This is a genomic window from Microbacterium sp. USHLN272, assembly GCF_037149655.1.
GTDB classification, from domain to species: domain Bacteria; phylum Actinomycetota; class Actinomycetes; order Actinomycetales; family Microbacteriaceae; genus Microbacterium; species Microbacterium galbinum.
On record NZ_JBBCRA010000001.1, the window covers coordinates 1311920 to 1331249 of the forward strand.

Below are 19330 nucleotides of genomic sequence, written 5' to 3' on the forward strand. Positions count from 1 at the left end.
CAGGCAGGCCGCTAGTCTCACGAGTATGAGCATCGATGCACAGGCCGCCCTCGACGCGATCACCGCCGAGGAGCGGGAGCTGGACGTCGATCGTTTCACCGTGACGGATGCCTGGGAGGTGGGGGCCTGGCTGCGCGCGCGTGCCGTCGCCGACGCGTTGCCGATCGTCGTGTCGGTGGTCCTCGGCGGCCAACGCGCCTTCCACATGGCGGCGCCGGGCACGAGCGCCCTCAACGACGCCTGGCTGGAGCGGAAGTTCCGCGTCGTCGAGCACTTCGGCCGCTCTTCTCTGGGCGTGCACTACGACTTCCTCTCCCGGGGCGAGGACTTCGAGCGCTCATCCCGTCTCGACCCCGCGCTGTACGCGGCGGCGGGCGGCGGGTTCCCGATCCGGATCGGCGGAACGCTCGCGGGCGCGATCGGTGTGAGCGGCCTCGAGATGCACGCCGACCACGCTCTGGTCGTGGAGGCGCTGCGCGCGCACCTCTCGCGCTGAGACGATCCTCCGCCGCGTCAACCCCCTGGGCCCGGGGCGCTCGACGCGCGATGGTGGTCGCATGGCGAAGAATGTGCGCACGCTCCGTTGCACCCCGGCGGATGTCTTCGAGGTGCTCGAGAACGGATGGCTGTACCCGGCCTGGGTCGTCGGCGCCTCGCGGATGCGCGAGGTCGATGAGACCTGGCCCGCCGAGGGATCCCAGCTGCATCACTCGGTCGGTGTCTGGCCCGCCCTCCTCGACGACACCACCGTCGTCGAGGAGTGGTCCCCCCCGAATCGCATGGTCATCCGTGCGAAGGGCTGGCCGATCGGAGAGGCTCGGGTGACCCTGAGGGTCCGCGCGTGGGACGGCGGCGCCATGGTGCGCATCGATGAGGAGCCGGTGAAAGGGCCCGCGACACTGCTCCCGAGCCTGATCACCACGCCGCTCCTTCGCTTCCGCAACGCAGAGACCCTGCACCGCCTGGCGTACCTCGCCGAGGGGCGCGCTCGCTGACCGGCAGCCATTAGCGCCCTCGGGAACCGACCGTCAAGACCCTGACGCCCTCACCGGTACCGAGGAAGACTGCACCCGCCTCACTGATCGGAGAAGCACATGACCTCCCCCCTCCTCACGTCCCCCGCCCCGCTCCCCTCCGCACGCGGCCCACTCGGCGATGCGGTGCGGAAGCGCCTGACCGGCGAAGCGGATGCCGTGACCGTGCGGAGCGCTCAGGCCGCGGTGGCCGAGGCATCCGATCTCGTGCACGACGACGACGTGCAGCTGGCGCTCTTCCTGCTCTACGCCTCCGCGTACGGTTCGCTCCCCGGACTGGATCCTCGCCTGGAGTGGGATCCCGAGCTGATCGCGGTCCGTGGTGTGCTGGAGGCGGCCTTCGAGCAGCGCCTGCGCGAGGTCGTTCCGCTTCCGGAGATGCCGGAGCCCACCGTCGATGCCGTCGGGCGCGCGCTGTTCGCCCTCGCCGCGGAAGACGACGGCCCCAGCCTCTCGCGCTACCTCGCCCGTAAGGCGACGCCTGAGCAGGGACGCGAGTTCTTCCTGCAGCGTTCCGTCTACACGCTGCGCGAGGCCGACCCCCACTCGTGGGCGATCCCGCGGCTCACCGGCCGCGCGAAGGCGGCGCTCGTCGAGATCCAGTCCGACGAGTACGGCGGTGGGCGCCCCGAGCGCGTGCACGCGGAGATCTTCGCCGCCGCGATGCGCGGTGCAGATCTCGATGACACCTACGGCGCCTACGTCGACGATGTGCCGGCGATCACTCTCGCGTCGCACAACATGATGTCGATGTTCGGGCTGAACCGTCGACTGGTCGGTGCGATCGTCGGTCACCTGGCGGCCTTCGAGATGACGTCGTCGATCCCGAACAAGCTCTATGCCGACGGCCTGCGCCGACTCGGCTACGGCGAGGACGTCACCGACTACTTCGACGAGCACGTCGAGGCGGATGCCGTGCACGAGCAGATCGCGGCGCGCGATCTCGCCGGTGGACTCGCCGAGGACCGACCGGATCTGCTGCCGGACATCATGTTCGGAGCCTCGGCATGCCTCGCGGTGGACGGCTGGGTCGGGGAGCACATCCTCGAGGCCTGGTCGCGCAACGAGTCCTCGCTCCGAGAGCGGGTGGACGTATGAGCATGCACGACGAGCATCCGACGATCACCGCGTATCCCGACGGGCCGCTGTTGGTGCGCGGCGCGATCGACCTCCGCGACGCGGACGGCAACGCCATCGAGCAGCGCCGGCGCACCGTCGCACTCTGCCGCTGCGGCCTCTCGGCCATCAAGCCGTTCTGCGACGGCACGCACAAACCCGCGGGCTTCCGCACCGAGGATTGATGCGTCGCCCGCCCTTCCGTTCGGCGCTGCAGGCAGCGACGCGTCCCGCACGACTTCTGCTGGTCGCGAAGACCGCGCTGGCCGTCGGGATCGCGTGGTTCATCGCCCGATACATGCCGGGGGTCACCGACGAGTACCCCTACTACGCGCCGCTCGGCGCGCTGGTGAGCATGTACCCGACGCTGATGGGATCGGTGAAGTCCGGGCTCCAGACCCTGCTCGGACTCGCCGCCGGCATCGGGCTGGCCTCGATCATCGTGCTCACGGTGGGTCCGACGTGGTGGTCCATCCCGATCGTCGTCGGGCTCGGCGTGCTCCTCTCGGGCACGGGGTGGTTCGGGGTGGGGCGCGAGTACGTGCCCATGGCCGCGCTCTTCGTGCTGATCATCGGCGGGCAGAATGCCGACGACTACTCCCTGGGATACCTCACCCAGATGTCGGTCGGGGTCGTCGTGGGGCTCGTCGTGAATCTGGCTATCGCGCCGGCACCGCTCACCGCCGAGGCGACGGCAAGCCTGCGTCTCTTCCGCGAGCGACTCGCGACGCACCTGCACGACATCGGTGAGGCGGTGTCGGATTCATGGCCGCCCGAGAAGGAGCAGTGGGCCGACGACGCGACCTCGCTCGCGGAGACGGCACGTTCGCTGCGCTTCGCTCTCGTCGAGGCGGACGAGAGTCGCCGAGGCAATCCCCGCGCGTGGGGTCGACGCGGGGAGACCGACGATGCGCACCGACAGCTGGAGGCGTTGGAGCGGATCTCGCAGCACATCAGGGACATCGCGGACTCGCTCGCGGACACGATCTGGGATCGCCCCGCGGCGATCGACCTCGATCTCGAACTCCCCGCTCCGCTGACTGCCGCCTGCCATGCGGTCGCCGAGGTGATCGCCCTCGAGGATCCGACGTCGGCCGAGGCGCATCGCGTCCGCGGCTCGGCGACACGTGCCGTGCGATTGTTGCTCGAGACCGTCGACGACCGCACGATGCAGGTGCGGCAGTCGATCGGCCCGGGGGTGTTGGCGGCGATGCACTTGCGGCGAATCCTGATCCTCAGCCGCCCTCCCGTCGACTCTCCGTCGGCGGAAGTCGCGTAGCAACAGAAAACCCCGGTCCGAGGACCGGGGTGAATTCCTGTAGCAGGAGCGGGGCTTGAACCCGCGACCTCACGATTATGAGTCGTGCGCTCTGACCAGCTGAGCTACCCTGCCGCGACGCATCCGCGTTCTGCAGAGACGAATGCTGCGAGCCCCGAGTCAGGATTGAACTGACGACCCCTTCCTTACCATGGAAGTGCTCTGCCACTGAGCTATCGGGGCGTGCTGCCCCTCGCGGGGCAACCACACGAGAATACCATTACTGTGGCGTCCTCATGAAATCGAGCCGGTCAATACTCGTAGCGACCGGCGTTCGCCTTGAGCCACGGCAGCGGATCGATGGTCGATCCGTTGACGATGAGCTCGAAGTGCATGTGCGCGCCGTACGAACGGCCGGTGTTGCCGGTCTTGCCGATCACGGTTCCGACGGTGACCTTGTCGCCCGTCTTCACCTGCAGCGAGCCGTACTGCATGTGCGCGTAGTGGCTCGTGATGACCTCGCCGTCGACGACGTGGTCGATGTACACGGTGACGCCGTAGGCGCCGCCCTGCTCGGTCGCGAGGCGCACCGTGCCGTCGGCGATGGCCTGGACGGGAGCGCCGTTGCCGGGAACGAAGTCGATGCCCTCGTGCAGACGGCCGCTGCGCATGCCGTAGCCGTAGCTCATGCCGACGCCGACGAGGAACGGCCACTGGATGGCGGCCTCGGGGTCGTTGGTGAAGACCTCGTTGGAGTAGTTGATGCCCTGTTCGGCGGCGACCTCGACGAGGGAGATCGTGCTGAAGTCGTCGCCGCGGTCGAGAGCTTCGTTCTGCACGTCGGACGACGTGACGAAGGCCTGGATCTCATCGGAGGCCGCGGACTTCTCGTCGGCGGCAGCGGGGGCGACCAGCGACGCGGAGGCGGCCGAGGTGCCCTGCACGGCGGCGAGGGCCTCGGCGGGGAGCGTCATCGACACCGCGAGGAGACCGGCGAGGCTCATGACACCGAGGGAGGCCCCGACGGTGACGACCTTGCGGATGCGGCCGGAGCGGCGCGGGGCGAGGTGCACGATCTCTTCGATCGACGACTTCTCGACGGGCACCGAAGCGGTCGCGCGGTGGAACGCCGATCCCTTGAACGCCTGCGAGGCCTGCTCGAACGCGTCGATGAGGTTCTCGGTCGGCGCGGGGATGGCGGGGCCGTCGATGATGATCGGCTCGTCGCTCACCACGAGGGGGACCTTGGCGGGCTTCGGCGTCGATTCGCCGAGCTCGGAGACGACCTCGTCGGGCGCGGCGATCTTCTCGACGGACTCGTCGGCGGCGATGGCCTCGGCCACCAGCATGCGGGCGGCGCGACGGGACAGGGGCGCGGAGGTCTCGGTGGCCGCGGGGGATGCAGAGGCTGTCGCCGTCTCTCCCACCGCGGTGGCCTCGTGGGCCTGAGTGCGGAGTCGGCTGGAGCGGCGCGTGGGCGCAGATTCAGCCTGGGGATTCTCGAAGGGCAAAACGATTCTCTCGGGGTCGTACATCAAGCTCGGGGGCGCTTACTCATGTTCCGCCTTCGGGCGGCGGAAATAACGATCGCGTAAACACTACCTCGCCTCGGCTGGGAAAGCCATGAGTCATTCATCTTTCACGCCGATCCGCTCGATCAGGCGCGCATGGACGGCGCTCCCGCCGGCGACGATCAGGGGGCGCGCCGTGTCGACGTCGAAGCGGGAGACCTCACCTCCGGCCTCGCGGACGAGCAGTGCCCCGGCCGCGAAATCCCAAGGCTTCAGACCGCGCTCGAAGTATCCGTCGAGGCGTCCGGCGGCGACATAGGCGAGGTCGAGCGCCGCCGCTCCCATCCGCCGCAGGTCCCTCGCGATCGGCATCACGCGCCTCACCGTCTCGATGTCGCCGTCGTGCGTGGCCGGGTCGTATCCGAAGCCCGTCGCCAGCAGCGCGCCTGCGGGTGTCTCGTCGGTCACCGCGAGTCGTTCGTCTCCCAGCCAGGCCCCGTGCCCGCGCGCGGCGGAGAACAGCTCACCCAGCGCGGGTGCGAACACGACTCCGGCGAGATGCTCCCAGCTCGCCGGGTCTGCCGTTCCGCGCACGGCGGCAATGCTGACGTTGTAGGCGGGGATGCCGGTGGCGTAGTTCACGGTGCCGTCGATCGGGTCGACGACCCACGTGATGCCGGTCTCGCCCTGCGCCGCCTCGGACTCCTCGCCGAGGAACCCGTCACCCGGCCGCGCCGCGTCGAGCCGGGTGCGGATCAGGGCCTCGACCTCGCGGTCGGCCTCGGTGACGATGTCGGCCAGCGTGGTCTTGGTCGCCGCGAGCGTGACACCCTCGCGGCGACGGCGCTGCGCGAGCTCGCCGGCCTCGCGTGCGATCTCCTGCGCGAGCTCGGCGAGCTCGACCTCGATCTCGCCGCTCACTGCGGAGGACGCGGGGCGGGAGGCGGCGGCGGGAAGGCTTCCTGCGTGTGCGGAGCCGAGGGCGCCGACTGCGGGGGTGCGGACTGAGGGGGCGCGGGCTGCGGCGGCGCTGCCTGCGGAGGGGCAGGCTGCGGGGGCGCGCTCGGGTACGCGAATCCGGGTTCGGCGGGAGCGGTCGGCACCGGAGGAACTCCGGGAACCGTGGGAGCCTGCGGCTCGGGAGCCACCGGGAACGACGTCGCCGGGAGCGCAGCCTGCGGTACGTAGGCCGTGGGCTGTCCCGTGTAGTAGGCGTTCCAGTCGGGGCTGCCGTCGGGCAGTGCGGGCAGCGGAGTCACACCGTCGGCGAAGGTCGGCCACGAGAGGAACGCGCTCGCCGGAGGCGTCTGCTGAGCCGGCTTCTTCGGAGCGAAGAGCGCGTTGAGCAGAGGAACGAGCGTCGTTCCGACCGCGGCGAGGATCGTCAGCGCGACGACGATGCGCCAGTAGAGCTCGACGTACTCGAACGAGTCGGGGAAGGTCAGATAGAACACGAGCATCGCCACGAGGCCGCCGAGGAAGACGACCGTGATGATGTAGATCACCCGGTTGAACGTGGTGGGGTGGCGCTGCGCCGCCGGGGTGAAGAGGCGCACGTGCAGCAGCGCGAGCTGCAGGATGCCGACCACGAGGAGCAGCTGGAAGAACCGCGCCGCTCCGTTGAAGTAGTAGTCGTCTTCGGGCAGCCAGATCTTGAAGGCACCGACGATCAGCGCGATGATCCAGGTGACCATGCTGGTGAGCGCCAGCCAGTCGGGACGCTTGGGCGCGAGTCCCGCCTCGAGGATCGCGATGCCCGCGAATCCGGCGAACAGCAGGATCGTGAGGAATGCCCGGCCGATCAGGCCGTCCTGGTCACCGATCAGCACCCACACGACGCAGACGAGCGCTGCGGCGATCAGAGCCCCGATGGCGATCCAGATCGCTCCCCTGATCAGGAGCGACATGTTCTTCTTCTCTTCGGTCACGGTCTCCGGCTGGGACATGACGACCCTCCCCCTCTAGCGGCGTTGCCCCTCATCCTGCCATGCGAGCAGGCGCGGGCACTGCCCCGACGCCCCGGATGTGCACAAGCATCCGAATGTCGACGTCGGTGCAGTCCGGGTCAGCCGGCCTTCTTCGCGGACGCGGCGGCGAACGCGGCGATCCGCGCCTGCGCGTCGGGCGTCTGCATCGCGGCGCCGATCGAGAGCGCCTCCGCGGTCAGCTGCTCGGCGAAGGTGCGCTCGGGTTGCGCGCGCACCAGGTGCTTCGCCTGACCGTAGGCATCCGCGGCACCGGCGAGCCAGAAGCGGGCGATCTCCTCGCCGCGAGCCCGCACGAGGGCGGCCTCGGCTGCCGAGTCCTCGCCCGTCACCGTCTCGGCCGCGAGGCCCCACTCCACCGCTTCGTCGGCGGTGAGCAGGCGATCCTGCAGCACCAGCTGCAGTGCACGTCGCTGCCCGACCGCACGGGCGAGCTGCGCCGAGACCGACAGGTCGGGCGTGAGGCCGATGTTCGCGTAGAGGCTGCCGAGCCGCGATCGTGAGCCGACCACCGCGTAGTCGCTGCTGAGCAGGATCCCGAGGCCTCCGCCCGCGGTCGTGCCGTGCGCGGCCGCGACGACCGGCACCGATGACTCCGTCAGCGAGCGGATGCCGGTGTTGATGACCTCTGCCAGGGCCGTGATCTCGTCGCCCGACCCCATCGTGGTCGCCATGTCGATCACGTCACCGCCGGCGCAGAATGCGGGCCCCGCCGCATCGATCAGGATCGCCTTCACATCGGAACGCGACGTCGCCTCGCCCGTGGCGTCGCGCCACGCGTGCGCGAGATCGGCATTGAAGGCGTTGAGCCGAGCCGGGCGGTTCAGCGTGAGCCGAGCCATCCCCTCATCGACCGAGAACAGGATGGCATCGCTCATGGCTTCTCCTTCGAGCACAGGACGTTGCGTCCAGCGTAATCGCGGTCAGGCGTACTGCCACACCCGCGAGACGAACGCCTCCATGCGGCGGCGGGTGCCGTCGAGGCGGAAGTCGACCTGCCCGTCGGCCAGGACCTCGTTCGGCGCGAGCGGGTGTGCGAGCCGCACGTTCTCGTGGCACGAGAGGTCGGCGCAGATGTAGGTGCCGAACGAGTCGCCCCGTTGTCCCGCTTCCCCTGCCCGCCGCGCCGAGAACAGCGTGACCTGGTTGCCCGGCTGCATGGTGCGGCAGATGTCGCACATGCCCGATCGGCCGCGCCCCGGATCGGAGGCGCGCAGCACGATGCCGACGATCTCGCCGTCATGCGGGATCAGCACGTACCCGCGGCGCCCGGCGCCCGGATCGCGCCACGCGAAGAAGTCGAGGTAGTCCCAGTCGACCAGCACGAAGTCGTGCGGCATCTCCATGACCCGGAGTTCGTCGGCATCCGCATTGACGAACGATGCCCGGACGTCTGCTTCGGTGAGCGCTCGCATCGTCCCAGTCTAGGAAGTCGCGGGTGGGAACGGCTCGTAGAGTGGCGGGATGGCACACGCACTCGTCACCGGAGCATCCCGCGGCATCGGCCGGGCCACCGCGATCGCGCTGAGCGCTCGCGGCGATCGCGTCGCGGTGCACTACGGCAGCGACCGGGACTCCGCCGCCGAGACGCTCGCTCTGCTGCACGGCGACGGCCATCACCTGGTGGGCGGCGATCTCTCGGATCCGACGGATGCAGCGGCCATCGTCGACGAGGCGATCGCGGCGCTCGGGGTCATCGACGTGCTCGTGAACAACGCGGCGATCGCGCCGAGCTCGGCGACCTTCCATCGGGTGGATGCCGTGGACTACGCCACCTGGCAGGACGCATGGACACGGATGCTCGACGTCGACCTCCGCGCCGCCGCCAACGTCTCCTATCTCGTCGCCAACGCGTTGATCCGCGCGGGTGCCGGCGGATCGATCGTGAACATCGGTTCACGCGGCGCCGACCGCGGCGAGCCCGACTTCCCCGCCTACGGGGCGGCGAAGGCGGGACTGCACGCGCTCGGCCAGTCGCTGGCCGTCGCGCTGGCTCCGCACGGCATCGCCGTCGCGACCGTCTCCCCCGGATTCGTCGGGACCGAACGGCAGCAGTCGAAGCTCGCCGGCGCCGAAGGTGATTTCTTGCGCGCGCAGAGCCCGTTCGGCCGCGTCGGCACGCCCGAGGAGGTCGCCGCCGCGGTCGTCTACCTCACCTCTCCCGAGGCGCAGTGGGCGTCGGGTGCGGTGCTCGATCTCAACGGGGCTTCTTACTTGCGGTGAGCTCCGCGAGGGTGAACCGGAAACGAAGAAGGCCCCGCGATCGCGGGGCCTTTCTGGTGGCGAGTGAGGGATTCGAACCCCCGAATGCAGTGCAGTCTGATTTACAGTCAGATCCCTTTGGCCGCTTGGGTAACTCGCCAGAGCGCACCCGTCCAACTTGAACAGCCAACCGGGGGCACGAGTATTTATAGTACCCGTCGAAGGCCGGTGGATGAAATCGAGCTGTCAGCTGCCCTGCACGCCGCGCGCCGACTCCGCGAGCGACTCGGGAGTGCGCAGCAGACCGCCCTCGGCGCGGCACGTGGCCGCCGCGATGTCCATCGCCCGATGCAGCAGCGCTTGCCACTCCTCCGCCGCCTCAGGACGCGCTCCGACCAGCCCCGCGGCGACGGCGGCGAGGGTCGCATCGCCCGCTCCGACCGTGTCGACGATCGGCCCCGGCAGCGTCGCGATCGGCGCGGAGATCGTCGCGGAATCCGTCTCGATCACCGCGCCCTCCGAGCCCGCTGTCGCCAGCACCGCGCGCACGCCGAGACCGCGCAGACGCGCGCGCAGCGCGTCGAGGTCGCCGTCGTACAGCAGCGTCGCGTCATCGGCGCCCACCTTGACGATCTCGGTCGCCGCGGCGAGGCGCTCGAAGCCGCGCACGAACTCCTCCCGGTCGCTGAGCATGCCCGAGCGCGGGTTGGGATCGATCGCGAGGCGCGCGTCGCCGACGGCATCCGCCAGCGCGTCGACCTCGGCCGGAACATCGAACGGGAAGCAACTGATCGCCACGAGATCCGAGTCGGCGATCGCCCGCCGCGCGGCATCCGAATAGCGGATGCTGCGCCGCCGCGCCGCCTCGTTGAAGACGTACTCCGGCTCGCCGCCGGCCGAGCGCTGCACGATCGCGCGCGACGATCCGTGCGGGGCCGGCTCGGCGATCAGCGTGACTCCGTGGTCGTCGAGGTACTCGCGGATGTGCGCGCCGGCCGCATCGTCGCCCACCATCGCGATCAGCGTCGTCGGCACGCCCAATCTGCGCAGGCCCACGGCCACGTTCAGCGCGGCGCCACCCACCAGTTCGCGGATGCCCGTCTCGTCGCGGATCTCGTCGATCAGGGCGTCTCCGATGACGACCGCGGATCGGGAAGAAGTGTCTGTGCTCACCCGCCCGACATTACCGCGCCCCGCCGTCATCGTCCGCTCGCACGGCTCGGGATGACCGAGGAGTACGGTGTGGCTATGAAGGCACGCTCCGTTGCCGCCGTCGCGGCCCTCCTGCTCATCGCCGGCCTCACGGGCTGCGGCGCCGCCTCCGACGGCGACGGGGGCTCCTCAGCCTCTCCGTCGCCCTCGGAATCGGAATCGCCCACCGAGTCGGCATCCGCCTCCCCCACCCCGTCACCGACACCCACCGCCGCTGCCGTAGCACTGCCGACCGACTGCCGCGCGATCCTCTCGGAGGACGTGCTGTCGCAGCTCGGCGAGACGCCGCTCAACGACGCCGCGTTCGGACCGTCGGGCGTCGGCCCGAACGGAACCCTCACCTGCATCTGGCGAGACCCCGGCGCCGACACCACCGGCCTCGTCACCACGATCGAGCGCATGAACCGCGGACCCGCGCTCGACCTGCTCAACGACCTCGCCGACACCGAGGGGTTCAGCTGCTTCACGCCCGACGGCGGCACCCGCTGCGAGAAGACCTGGCAGAACGAGCAATACCCCGTGACCGACGGGCGCACCCTCTTCTGGCGCGACGGCATCCTCATCGACACCCAGTACTCCAACCTCGCGCCCACCGGCTACACGGCCAGCATCATCGCGAGCATCTTCGACTAGGCATCCGCCCGCTCGGATGCCGGCGGGTACGACGAAGGCCCCGGGGAGAACCCCGGGGCCTTCGTTCACTCACTCACACTCAGTTGTAAGTACCGGGCGTGATGTCGTCCGTCGAGAACGCGTCGAAGTCGACGTAACCGAAGTCACCGTCGGCGTACGCACCGTCGGATGCGAAGATCCGGTTCGGGTAGCGCTCGCTCTTGGCCTCTTCCGTGGCCTCGACCGTGACGTCGCGGTACTTCGAGAGACCGGTTCCGGCGGGGATGAGCTTTCCGATGATGACGTTCTCCTTGAGACCGACCAGCGGGTCGCGCTTGCCCTGCATCGCAGCCTCGGTGAGCACGCGGGTCGTCTCCTGGAAGGAGGCGGCCGACAGCCACGACTCCGTCGCGAGCGACGCCTTCGTGATACCCATCAGCTCCGAACGGCCCGACGCGGGGCGCTTGCCCTCGGCCACGGCCTCGCGGTTGATCGCCTGGTAGCGCTTGAGGTCGACCATCTCACCCGGCAGCAGGGTCGTGTCGGCGTGATCGACGACGGTGACCTTGCGGAGCATCTGGCGGACGATGACCTCGATGTGCTTGTCGTGGATCGGCACACCCTGCGAGCGGTACACGCCCTGGACGCCGTTGACGAGGTAACGCTGCACCTCGCGGGCCCCCATGACACGCATGACCTCCTTGGGGTCGAGCGTGCCCACCAGGATCGGCTGACCGACCGTGACGTGCTGTCCGTCCTCGACCAGGAGCGTCGCACGACGCAGAACCGGGTAGATGACCGGCTCGTCGCCGTTGTCGGGCGTCAGGATGACCTTCTTGGCCTTGTCCGTCTCGTCGATCGTGATGCGGCCATCGGCCTCGGCGATCGGCGACGCACCCTTGGGGGTACGAGCCTCGAACAGCTCCTGCACACGGGGAAGACCCTGCGTGATGTCGTCTGCCGACGCGGAACCACCGGTGTGGAAGGTACGCATCGTCAGCTGGGTACCGGGCTCACCGATCGACTGGGCCGCGATGATGCCGACGGCCTCGCCGATGTCGACGGTCTTACCCGTCGCGAGCGAACGGCCGTAGCACTGCGCGCAGACACCGACGGCGGAGTCGCAGGTCAGGACCGAGCGCACCTTGATGGTCTCGACACCCGCCGCGACGAGCTTGTCGATGAGCACGTCACCCACGTCGTCACCGGCGTCGGCGAGGACCTCGCCCTTGCTGTCGACGACACCCGAGGCGAGCGTACGGGCGAACACCGAGTTCTCGACGTTCGCATCGCGCACGAGCTCACCCTGCGAGTTCGGAGCGGCGATCGGGAGCTCGAGGCCCTTCGACGTGCCGCAGTCCTCTTCGCGGATGATGACGTCCTGCGAGACGTCCACCAGACGACGGGTCAGGTAACCCGAGTCGGCGGTACGCAGAGCGGTGTCGGCCAGACCCTTACGGGTACCGTGCGTCGCGATGAAGTACTCCGCCACCGACAGACCCTCGCGGTACGAGGAGATGATCGGACGCGGGATGATCTCACCCTTGGGGTTGTTCACCAGACCACGCATACCCGCGATGTTGCGGATCTGCAGCCAGTTACCACGGGCGCCCGAGGACACCATGCGGTTGATGGTGTTGTCCTCCGGGAAGTGCGCCTTCATCGCGGCCTGCACCTCGTCGGTTGCCTCGGTCCAGATCTTGATGAGCTCCTGGCGACGCTCGGCGTCGGTCGTGAGGCCCTTCTCGTACTGGGACTGGACCTTCGCGGCCTGCTTCTCGTAGCCCGCGACGATCTCGGCCTTGTTCGGCGGCGTCAGGATGTCGCTCAGGGCGACGGTCACACCGGAGCGCGTGGCCCAGTAGAAACCGGCATCCTTGATGCGGTCCAGCGACGCAGCCGTCTCGACCTTCGGGTACTCCTCGGCCAGCTTGTTGACGATCTGCGACAGCTTGCCCTTGTCGGCCTGCTCGCGGACGAAGGGGTAGCCCTTCGGCAGCGCGTCGTTGAAGATCGCCTGACCCAGCGAGGCGTCCACGAGACCGTGACGCTCGTAACCCTCGGGCGCTTCGCCCTCGAGGAACGTCAGACCCGGGATGCGGATGCGGATCTTGGCCTGCAGGTCGAGGGTTCCCTCGTCCTTCGCCAGGATCGCCTCGCCGACCGAACCGAATGCACGGCCCTCACCGGCTGCGCCCTCCTTGACCGTGGTCAGGTGGTGCAGACCGATGATCATGTCCTGCGAAGGCAGGGTCACCGGGCGGCCGTCGGACGGCTTCAGGATGTTGTTCGACGCGAGCATCAGCACGCGGGCCTCGGCCTGAGCCTCGACCGACAGCGGCAGGTGCACGGCCATCTGGTCACCGTCGAAGTCGGCGTTGAACGCCGCGCAGACGAGCGGGTGCAGCTGGATGGCCTTACCCTCGACGAGCTGCGGCTCGAACGCCTGGATGCCGAGACGGTGCAGCGTGGGCGCACGGTTGAGCAGCACGGGACGCTCGCGGATGATCTCCTCGAGCACGTCCCAGACCTCGGGACGGGTGCGCTCGACGGCGCGCTTCGCGGCCTTGATGTTCTGCGAGTGACCCAGGTCGATCAGGCGCTTGATGACGAACGGCTTGAAGAGCTCCAGAGCCATCTGCTTGGGCAGACCGCACTGGTGCAGCTTGAGCTGCGGTCCGACGATGATGACCGAACGGCCCGAGTAGTCGACGCGCTTTCCGAGCAGGTTCTGGCGGAAACGACCCTGCTTACCCTTCAGCATGTCGCTGAGGGACTTCAGGGCGCGGTTGCCGGTACCGGTGACGGGACGACCACGGCGACCGTTGTCGAACAGAGCGTCGACGGCCTCCTGCAGCATGCGCTTCTCGTTGTTGACGATGATCTCGGGGGCACCGAGGTCGATCAGACGACGAAGACGGTTGTTGCGGTTGATCACGCGGCGGTACAGGTCGTTCAGGTCGGAGGTCGCGAAGCGGCCACCGTCGAGCTGCACCATCGGACGAAGCTCCGGCGGGATCACCGGGACGACGTCGAGGACCATCGCGGCCGGGCTCATGCCGGTCTCGAGGAACGAGTTGACGACCTTGAGACGCTTGATCGCACGGATCTTGCGCTGGCCCTTGCCCTCGGCGATCTGCAGGTGCAGGTTCTCGGCCTCGGCCTGGAGGTCGAAGGCGGCGAGACGACGCTGGATCGACTCGGCACCCATGTAGGCCTCGAAGTACTGACCGAAGCGGTCCTGCAGCTCGTGGAAGACGTCGTCCTCGGGACGCAGTGCGCCGACCTCGAGCGTGCGGAAGTCCTCCCACACGCGCTCGAGCTTGGCGATCGCCTCGTCGGCACCCTTGCGGATGAGCGACATCTCCTTCTCGGCGGCGTCCTTGACCTTCTTCTTGGCGTCGGCCTTGGCACCCTCGGCCTCGAGAGCAGCGAGCTCCTCCTCGAGACGAGCGAGGCGCTCGGCGATCTTGGAGTCACGGCGGTCGCCGAGCGTCTTCAGCTCGAGACGGACGTTGTTCTCCTGGGTGCCCAGGTCGCGGTGACGAGCATCCTCGTCGACCGAGATGACCATGTACGCGGCGAAGTAGATGACCTTCTCGAGGTCCTTCGGCGCCATGTCGAGCAGGTAGCCCAGACGCGAGGGAACACCCTTGAAGTACCAGATGTGGGTGACGGGAGCGGCGAGCTCGATGTGACCCATGCGCTCACGACGGACGGAGCTCTTGGTGACCTCCACGCCGCAGCGCTCGCAGACGATTCCCTTGAAGCGGACGCGCTTGTACTTTCCGCAGGCGCACTCCCAGTCGCGGGACGGTCCGAAGATCTGCTCTCCGAAGAGGCCGTCCTTCTCGGGCTTCAGGGTGCGGTAGTTGATGGTTTCGGGCTTCTTGACCTCGCCGTAGGACCACGCGCGGATGTGGTCTGCGGTCGCCAGGCCGATGCGAAGCTCATCGAAAGTTGTGGACTCGAGCACTAGTTCTCCTGTGTCGGAAATTCTTTTTGAGAAGTCTGCTTCGGGGGGCCCGGGAATTGCGTCCCGGGCCCGTCCGAAGGATTAGATCTCGTCGATCGAGGCGGCCTCGAAGCGGCTGGAGATGTTGATACCGAGCTCTTCCGCGGCGCGGAACGCCTCGTCGTCGGTGTCGCGGAGGTTGACCAGCGTGCCGTCGGCCGAGAGGACCTCGACGTTCAGGCAGAGCGACTGCATCTCCTTCATGAGCACCTTGAACGACTCGGGGATGCCGGGCTCCTGGATGTTCTCGCCCTTGACGATCGCCTCGTAGACCTTGACGCGGCCGAGGATGTCGTCAGACTTGATCGTGAGGAGCTCCTGGAGGGCGTACGCGGCGCCGTAGGCCTCGAGGGCCCACACCTCCATCTCACCGAAGCGCTGTCCACCGAACTGCGCCTTACCACCGAGCGGCTGCTGGGTGATCATCGAGTACGGACCCGTGGAACGTGCGTGGATCTTGTCGTCGACCAGGTGGTGCAGCTTCAGGATGTACATGTAGCCCACCGAGATCGGCGCCGGGAACGGCTCACCGGAGCGGCCGTCGAACAGCTGCGTCTTTCCGGACGAGTCGATCAGGCGAACGCCGTCGCGCGTCGGGAGCGTCGAGTCGAGGAGACCGGAGATCTCCTCCTCCGACGCGCCGTCGAACACCGGGGTCGCGACCTTCGTACCGGGAGCAGCCTCGAAAGCCTGCTCCGGCAGACGCACGGCCCACTCGGGGGTGCCCTCGACCTTCCAGCCCTGCTTGGCGATCCACCCGAGGTGGGTCTCCAGCACCTGGCCGAAGTTCATTCGACCCGGGATGCCGAGCGGGTTCAGGACGATGTCGACCGGGGTTCCGTCCGCGAGGAACGGCATGTCCTCGATCGGGAGGATCTTCGCGATGACGCCCTTGTTTCCGTGACGGCCGGCGAGCTTGTCGCCCTCGGTGATCTTGCGCTTCTGGGCGATGTAGACCACGACGCGGCGGTTGACGCCCGAGCCGAGCTCGTCGTCGCCGTCCTCGGCGTTGAACTCCTTGACGGCGATGATCGTGCCCTGCTCACCGTGGGGAACCTTCAGCGACGTGTCGCGGACCTCGCGGCTCTTCTCGTTGAAGATCGCGCGGAGCAGACGCTCCTCGGCCGACAGCTCGGTCTCGCCCTTCGGCGTGACCTTGCCGACGAGGATGTCGCCGGGGCGGACCTCGGCACCGATGCGGATGATGCCGCGCTCGTCGAGGTCCTTGAGCAGCTCCGGGCTGACGTTGGGGAGGTCACGGGTGATCTCCTCCTTGCCGAGCTTGGTGTCGCGCGCGTCGACCTCGTACTCCTCGATGTGGATCGAGGAGAGGGTGTCGTCCTTCACCAGGTCCTGGCTCAGGATGATCGCGTCCTCGAAGTTGTAGCCCTCCCACGTCATGAACGCGACGAGGAGGTTCTTTCCGAGGGCCAGCTCGCCGTTCTCGGTGGCGGGGCCATCGGCGATGACCTCTCCGACCTCGATGCGCTCGCCGGCGGTGACGACGACCTTCTGGTTGTAGGAGGTGCCCTGGTTGGAGCGGTCGAACTTGCGCAGGTGGTACTCCTGCGTGCCGCCCTCGTCGAGCATGACGACGACGCGGTCCGCGGAGACCTCGGAGACGACACCGGCCTTCTCGGCGGTGATCACGTCACCGGCGTCGATGGCCGTGTAGCCCTCCATACCGGTTCCGACGAGCGGCGAATCGCTGCGCAGCAGCGGCACGGCCTGACGCTGCATGTTGGCGCCCATGAGGGCGCGCTGCGCGTCATCGTGCTCGAGGAAGGGCACGAGCGAGGTCGCGACCGACACCATCTGGCGCGGCGAGACGTCGATGTAGCCGATCTCCTCCGGGAGGAAGAGGTCGACCTCACCGCTACCGCCCTTGGGGCGCGCGAGGACGTGGCTCTCGCGGAAGCGACCCTTGGCATCGAGCGGGGCGTTGGCCTGCGCGATGTTGAAGTCGACCTCTTCGGAAGCCGTGAGGTAGTCGATCTGGTCGGTGACGACGCCACCCTCGACCTTGCGGTACGGGGTCTCGATGAAACCGAACGAGTTGATGCGCGCGAACGTCGCGAGAGCACCGATCAGACCGATGTTCGGGCCTTCCGGGGTCTCGATCGGGCACATGCGGCCGTAGTGCGACGGGTGGACGTCACGGACCTCGACGCCGGCGCGGTCACGCGAGAGACCACCCGGGCCGAGCGCCGAGAGACGACGCTTGTTGGTCAGACCCGCGAGCGGGTTGTTCTGGTCCATGAACTGCGACAGCTGCGACGTTCCGAAGAACTCCTTGATCGCGGCGACGACGGGGCGCACGTTGATCAGGGTCTGCGGCGTGATCGCCTCGATGTCCTGCGTGGTCATGCGCTCGCGGACGACGCGCTCCATGCGCGACAGACCGGTGCGGACCTGGTTCTGGATCAGCTCGCCGACCGCGCGGATGCGACGGTTGCCGAAGTTGTCGATGTCGTCGGTCGCGAGACGGATCTCGGCCTTCTTGCCGCCACGGATGCCCGAGAAGGTCTCGGTGCCCGCGTGGATGCGCACGAGGTACTTGATCGTCGCGACGATGTCTTCGACCGTGAGGACCGAGTCCGTCAGCGGCGCGTCGAGACCGAGCTTGTGGTTGATCTTGTAACGACCCACCTTCGCCAGGTCGTAGCGCTTCGGGTTGAAGTAGAAGTTGTCGAGGAGCGCGCGGGCGGCCTCGGCGGCGACCTGCTCGCCCGGACGCAGCTTGCGGTAGATGTCGCGGAGCGCATCTTCCTTCGTGACGATGGTGTCCTTCGCGAGCGTCTCCTCGATCGAGGTGAAGCCGGCGAACTCCGCCAGGATCTCTTCGCTCGTCATGCCGAGGGCCTTGAGGAAGACGGTCACCGACTGCTTGCGCTTGCGGTCGATGCGCACGCCGACCTGGTCGCGCTTGTCGATCTCGAACTCGAGCCATGCACCGCGGCTCGGGATCACGCGCGCCGAGACGATGTCCTTGTCGGACGTCTTGTCGGGCGTCTTGTCGAAGTAGACACCGGGCGAACGCACCAGCTGCGAGACGACGACGCGCTCGGAGCCGTTGATGATGAACGTGCCCTTGCCGGTCTGGAGCGGGAAGTCGCCCATGAAGACCGTCTGGGTCTTGATCTCACCGGTGAGGTGGTTCATGAACTCGGCCTCGACGTACAGCGGAGCGGCGTAGGTCTTGCCACGCTCCTTGCACTCCTCGATCGAGTACTTCTCGGGCTCGAGGTACGGGTTCGTGAACGAGAGCTGCATCGTCTCGCCGAGGTCCTCGATCGGGGAGATCTCCTCGAAGATCTCGCCGAGACCGCTGATCTCGTTGACGTCGGTGCGGCCGGCCTTCTTGGCCTCGGCCACGCGGGCCTTCCAGTCGTCGTTGCCGACGAGCCAGCCGAAGGACTCGGTCTGGAGGGCGAGAAGGTCGGGGACCGTCAGCGTGTCGGAGATCTTGGCGAACGAGAGGCGGGAAGCTCCGCGTCCGTTCTTGGTGGTGGTGGATGTGGATGCGTTGCGAGCAGCAGCCAAGGGAATAACCTCCGTGAGCCCCGCAGGGCTTCTCGATTCCTTTGTCGTCAGGTGGAGTGTGCGCTCAGAAGCTCAACGAAATGCCGACCACCATATGAGGGCATGGAGAAGCGAGCGCAACTACTAACTATAGACACGAATCTGCGACATGGCAAGTGGAGTCCTTGACCAATATCGGATGCTGCGGTATTGGCATCCGTCAGCGCGGTGTGGCGAGCATCACACCCAGGTCCAGGTGACGAGCACCGACTCGGCGGTCTGCTGGCGCTCGGCCGCCGGCACCGTGTCGCTGAAGGAGAACGTCACGACGTAGGTCTGGTCGGCGCTGCTGACGTAGTACTGGTCGACGACGTAGGAGACGCCCTCACTCGACATGGCCGCCGAGATGTGCGCGGACTCGGAATCCGCGACGACGACGCGGTCGTGCACGACGACGTCGGTGGCGCCCACCGTCTCGAGTTCCTTCAACCCCAGCGTCTCGACCTGGTCGGGCGTGACGACGCCGACCGGGGACTTGAGCACGTTCACGTTGTCGGCGAACCCGTCGGCGTCCTGGAGATCGGCGGCGAAGCTGTCGGGATCGAACCCGGGGATCTCCTGCTGCGGGTCCTCCCACCCCGCGGGCGCGATGAACGTGTAGCCGTCACCGGCGATCGTGGCTCCCGTCGCGGGCGCTGCGTCGAGTTCGCCCGCCGTCGTCTCCTCCGCCTCGACCTCGGACGAGGACCCGCTCGTCTCCTGCGGGGTCGGGATGAGCGTCGAGCACCCGGTGAGGGTGAGGGCGGCGGCGACGAGCAGGGCAGCGGATCGAAGAGGAGTACGCATGCGTCACATGCTATCCA

Annotated in this window: 16 protein-coding genes and 3 tRNA genes; 7 read left to right on the top strand and 12 right to left on the bottom strand. The window is 68.0% G+C overall.

Annotated elements, in window-relative coordinates; all coding sequences use genetic code 11:
* The first annotated feature begins 25 nt into the window (after positions 1–25).
* The 5 genes from WFJ97_RS06380 to WFJ97_RS06400 all read left to right on the top strand — a co-directional run bounded on the left by WFJ97_RS06380 (position 26) and on the right by WFJ97_RS06400 (position 3429).
* Positions 26–496 (top strand): heme-degrading domain-containing protein, encoded by a 471-nt coding sequence (locus tag WFJ97_RS06380; RefSeq protein WP_247623200.1) that lies wholly within the window; start codon positions 26–28, stop codon positions 494–496.
* A gap of 61 nt (positions 497–557) precedes the next feature.
* A complete protein-coding gene (locus WFJ97_RS06385; protein WP_336640860.1) occupies positions 558–995 on the top strand; it encodes an SRPBCC family protein in 438 nt (145 codons plus the stop codon).
* 99 nt (positions 996–1094) lie between these two features.
* On the top strand, positions 1095–2132 hold the full coding sequence (locus WFJ97_RS06390) for an iron-containing redox enzyme family protein (RefSeq protein WP_336640861.1): 1038 nt from the start codon (positions 1095–1097) through the stop codon (positions 2130–2132).
* Positions 2129–2335, top strand: coding sequence for a CDGSH iron-sulfur domain-containing protein (locus tag WFJ97_RS06395; RefSeq protein WP_336640862.1), 207 nt, complete (start codon positions 2129–2131; stop codon positions 2333–2335). Before WFJ97_RS06390 ends, WFJ97_RS06395 begins: the two co-directional genes overlap by 4 nt.
* Positions 2335–3429: an FUSC family protein gene (locus tag WFJ97_RS06400; protein ID WP_336640863.1), complete on the top strand. Its 1095-nt coding sequence runs from the start codon at positions 2335–2337 to the stop codon at positions 3427–3429. Before WFJ97_RS06395 ends, WFJ97_RS06400 begins: the two co-directional genes overlap by 1 nt.
* Before the next feature lie 40 nt (positions 3430–3469).
* Here the strand turns inward: WFJ97_RS06400 and WFJ97_RS06405 are convergent.
* The 7 genes from WFJ97_RS06405 to WFJ97_RS06435 form a co-directional block, all read right to left on the bottom strand.
* A tRNA-Met gene (locus WFJ97_RS06405) sits at positions 3470–3543 on the bottom strand.
* A 36-nt stretch (positions 3544–3579) separates the two neighbouring features.
* Positions 3580–3651 (bottom strand) — tRNA-Thr (locus tag WFJ97_RS06410).
* A gap of 68 nt (positions 3652–3719) precedes the next feature.
* The gene (locus WFJ97_RS06415) at positions 3720–4835 is read right to left on the bottom strand and encodes a M23 family metallopeptidase (RefSeq protein WP_336640864.1); all 1116 of its coding nucleotides are present in this window, start codon (positions 4833–4835) and stop codon (positions 3720–3722) included.
* A 201-nt stretch (positions 4836–5036) separates the two neighbouring features.
* A complete protein-coding gene (locus tag WFJ97_RS06420) occupies positions 5037–5840 on the bottom strand; it encodes an inositol monophosphatase family protein (protein WP_336640865.1) in 804 nt (267 codons plus the stop codon).
* The gene (locus WFJ97_RS06425) at positions 5837–6865 is read right to left on the bottom strand and encodes a hypothetical protein (protein ID WP_336640866.1); all 1029 of its coding nucleotides are present in this window, start codon (positions 6863–6865) and stop codon (positions 5837–5839) included. The genes WFJ97_RS06420 and WFJ97_RS06425 overlap by 4 nt, the downstream gene beginning before the upstream one ends.
* Before the next feature lie 119 nt (positions 6866–6984).
* The gene (locus tag WFJ97_RS06430) at positions 6985–7782 is read right to left on the bottom strand and encodes an enoyl-CoA hydratase/isomerase family protein (protein ID WP_247632773.1); all 798 of its coding nucleotides are present in this window, start codon (positions 7780–7782) and stop codon (positions 6985–6987) included.
* A 45-nt stretch (positions 7783–7827) separates the two neighbouring features.
* On the bottom strand, positions 7828–8319 hold the full coding sequence (locus WFJ97_RS06435; RefSeq protein WP_247623208.1) for an FBP domain-containing protein: 492 nt from the start codon (positions 8317–8319) through the stop codon (positions 7828–7830).
* Between the two features lie 49 nt (positions 8320–8368).
* On the opposite strand from WFJ97_RS06435, the gene WFJ97_RS06440 reads away from it, so the two are divergent.
* Positions 8369–9127, top strand: coding sequence for an SDR family NAD(P)-dependent oxidoreductase (locus WFJ97_RS06440; protein ID WP_336640867.1), 759 nt, complete (start codon positions 8369–8371; stop codon positions 9125–9127).
* Positions 9128–9181: 54 nt separating this feature from the next.
* Here the strand turns inward: WFJ97_RS06440 and WFJ97_RS06445 are convergent.
* Positions 9182–9266, bottom strand: a tRNA-Tyr gene (locus WFJ97_RS06445).
* 86 nt (positions 9267–9352) lie between these two features.
* Complete coding sequence (locus tag WFJ97_RS06450; RefSeq protein WP_336640868.1) at positions 9353–10279, bottom strand: carbohydrate kinase family protein; 927 nt, start codon at positions 10277–10279, stop codon at positions 9353–9355.
* 75 nt (positions 10280–10354) lie between these two features.
* Here WFJ97_RS06450 and WFJ97_RS06455 point away from each other — a divergent pair, with 75 nt between their 5' ends.
* The gene (locus tag WFJ97_RS06455) at positions 10355–10951 is read left to right on the top strand and encodes a hypothetical protein (protein ID WP_336640869.1); all 597 of its coding nucleotides are present in this window, start codon (positions 10355–10357) and stop codon (positions 10949–10951) included.
* A 79-nt stretch (positions 10952–11030) separates the two neighbouring features.
* On the opposite strand, the gene rpoC is transcribed toward WFJ97_RS06455, so the two are convergent.
* The 3 genes from rpoC to WFJ97_RS06470 form a co-directional block, all read right to left on the bottom strand.
* The gene (rpoC, locus tag WFJ97_RS06460) at positions 11031–14906 is read right to left on the bottom strand and encodes a DNA-directed RNA polymerase subunit beta' (RefSeq protein ID WP_247623213.1); all 3876 of its coding nucleotides are present in this window, start codon (positions 14904–14906) and stop codon (positions 11031–11033) included.
* Between the two features lie 81 nt (positions 14907–14987).
* Complete coding sequence (gene rpoB / locus WFJ97_RS06465) at positions 14988–18488, bottom strand: DNA-directed RNA polymerase subunit beta (RefSeq protein ID WP_247623214.1); 3501 nt, start codon at positions 18486–18488, stop codon at positions 14988–14990.
* A gap of 219 nt (positions 18489–18707) precedes the next feature.
* On the bottom strand, positions 18708–19313 hold the full coding sequence (locus WFJ97_RS06470; protein ID WP_247623215.1) for a hypothetical protein: 606 nt from the start codon (positions 19311–19313) through the stop codon (positions 18708–18710).
* Positions 19314–19330 lie beyond the last annotated feature (17 nt).

Excerpts from the sequence above, each read along its gene's own strand:
- WFJ97_RS06380 (WP_247623200.1), top strand. The coding sequence starts at position 26 with ATGAGCATCGATGCACAGGCCGCCCTCGACGCGATCACCGCCGAGGAG.
- WFJ97_RS06385 (WP_336640860.1), top strand. The coding sequence starts at position 558 with ATGGCGAAGAATGTGCGCACGCTCCGTTGCACCCCGGCGGATGTCTTC.
- WFJ97_RS06390 (WP_336640861.1), top strand. The coding sequence starts at position 1,095 with ATGACCTCCCCCCTCCTCACGTCCCCCGCCCCGCTCCCCTCCGCACGC.
- WFJ97_RS06395 (WP_336640862.1), top strand. The coding sequence starts at position 2,129 with ATGAGCATGCACGACGAGCATCCGACGATCACCGCGTATCCCGACGGG.
- WFJ97_RS06400 (WP_336640863.1), top strand. The coding sequence starts at position 2,335 with ATGCGTCGCCCGCCCTTCCGTTCGGCGCTGCAGGCAGCGACGCGTCCC.
- WFJ97_RS06425 (WP_336640866.1), bottom strand. The coding sequence starts at position 6,865 with ATGTCCCAGCCGGAGACCGTGACCGAAGAGAAGAAGAACATGTCGCTC.
- WFJ97_RS06430 (WP_247632773.1), bottom strand. The coding sequence starts at position 7,782 with ATGAGCGATGCCATCCTGTTCTCGGTCGATGAGGGGATGGCTCGGCTC.
- WFJ97_RS06435 (WP_247623208.1), bottom strand. The coding sequence starts at position 8,319 with ATGCGAGCGCTCACCGAAGCAGACGTCCGGGCATCGTTCGTCAATGCG.
- WFJ97_RS06440 (WP_336640867.1), top strand. The coding sequence starts at position 8,369 with ATGGCACACGCACTCGTCACCGGAGCATCCCGCGGCATCGGCCGGGCC.
- WFJ97_RS06455 (WP_336640869.1), top strand. The coding sequence starts at position 10,355 with ATGAAGGCACGCTCCGTTGCCGCCGTCGCGGCCCTCCTGCTCATCGCC.
- WFJ97_RS06470 (WP_247623215.1), bottom strand. The coding sequence starts at position 19,313 with ATGCGTACTCCTCTTCGATCCGCTGCCCTGCTCGTCGCCGCCGCCCTC.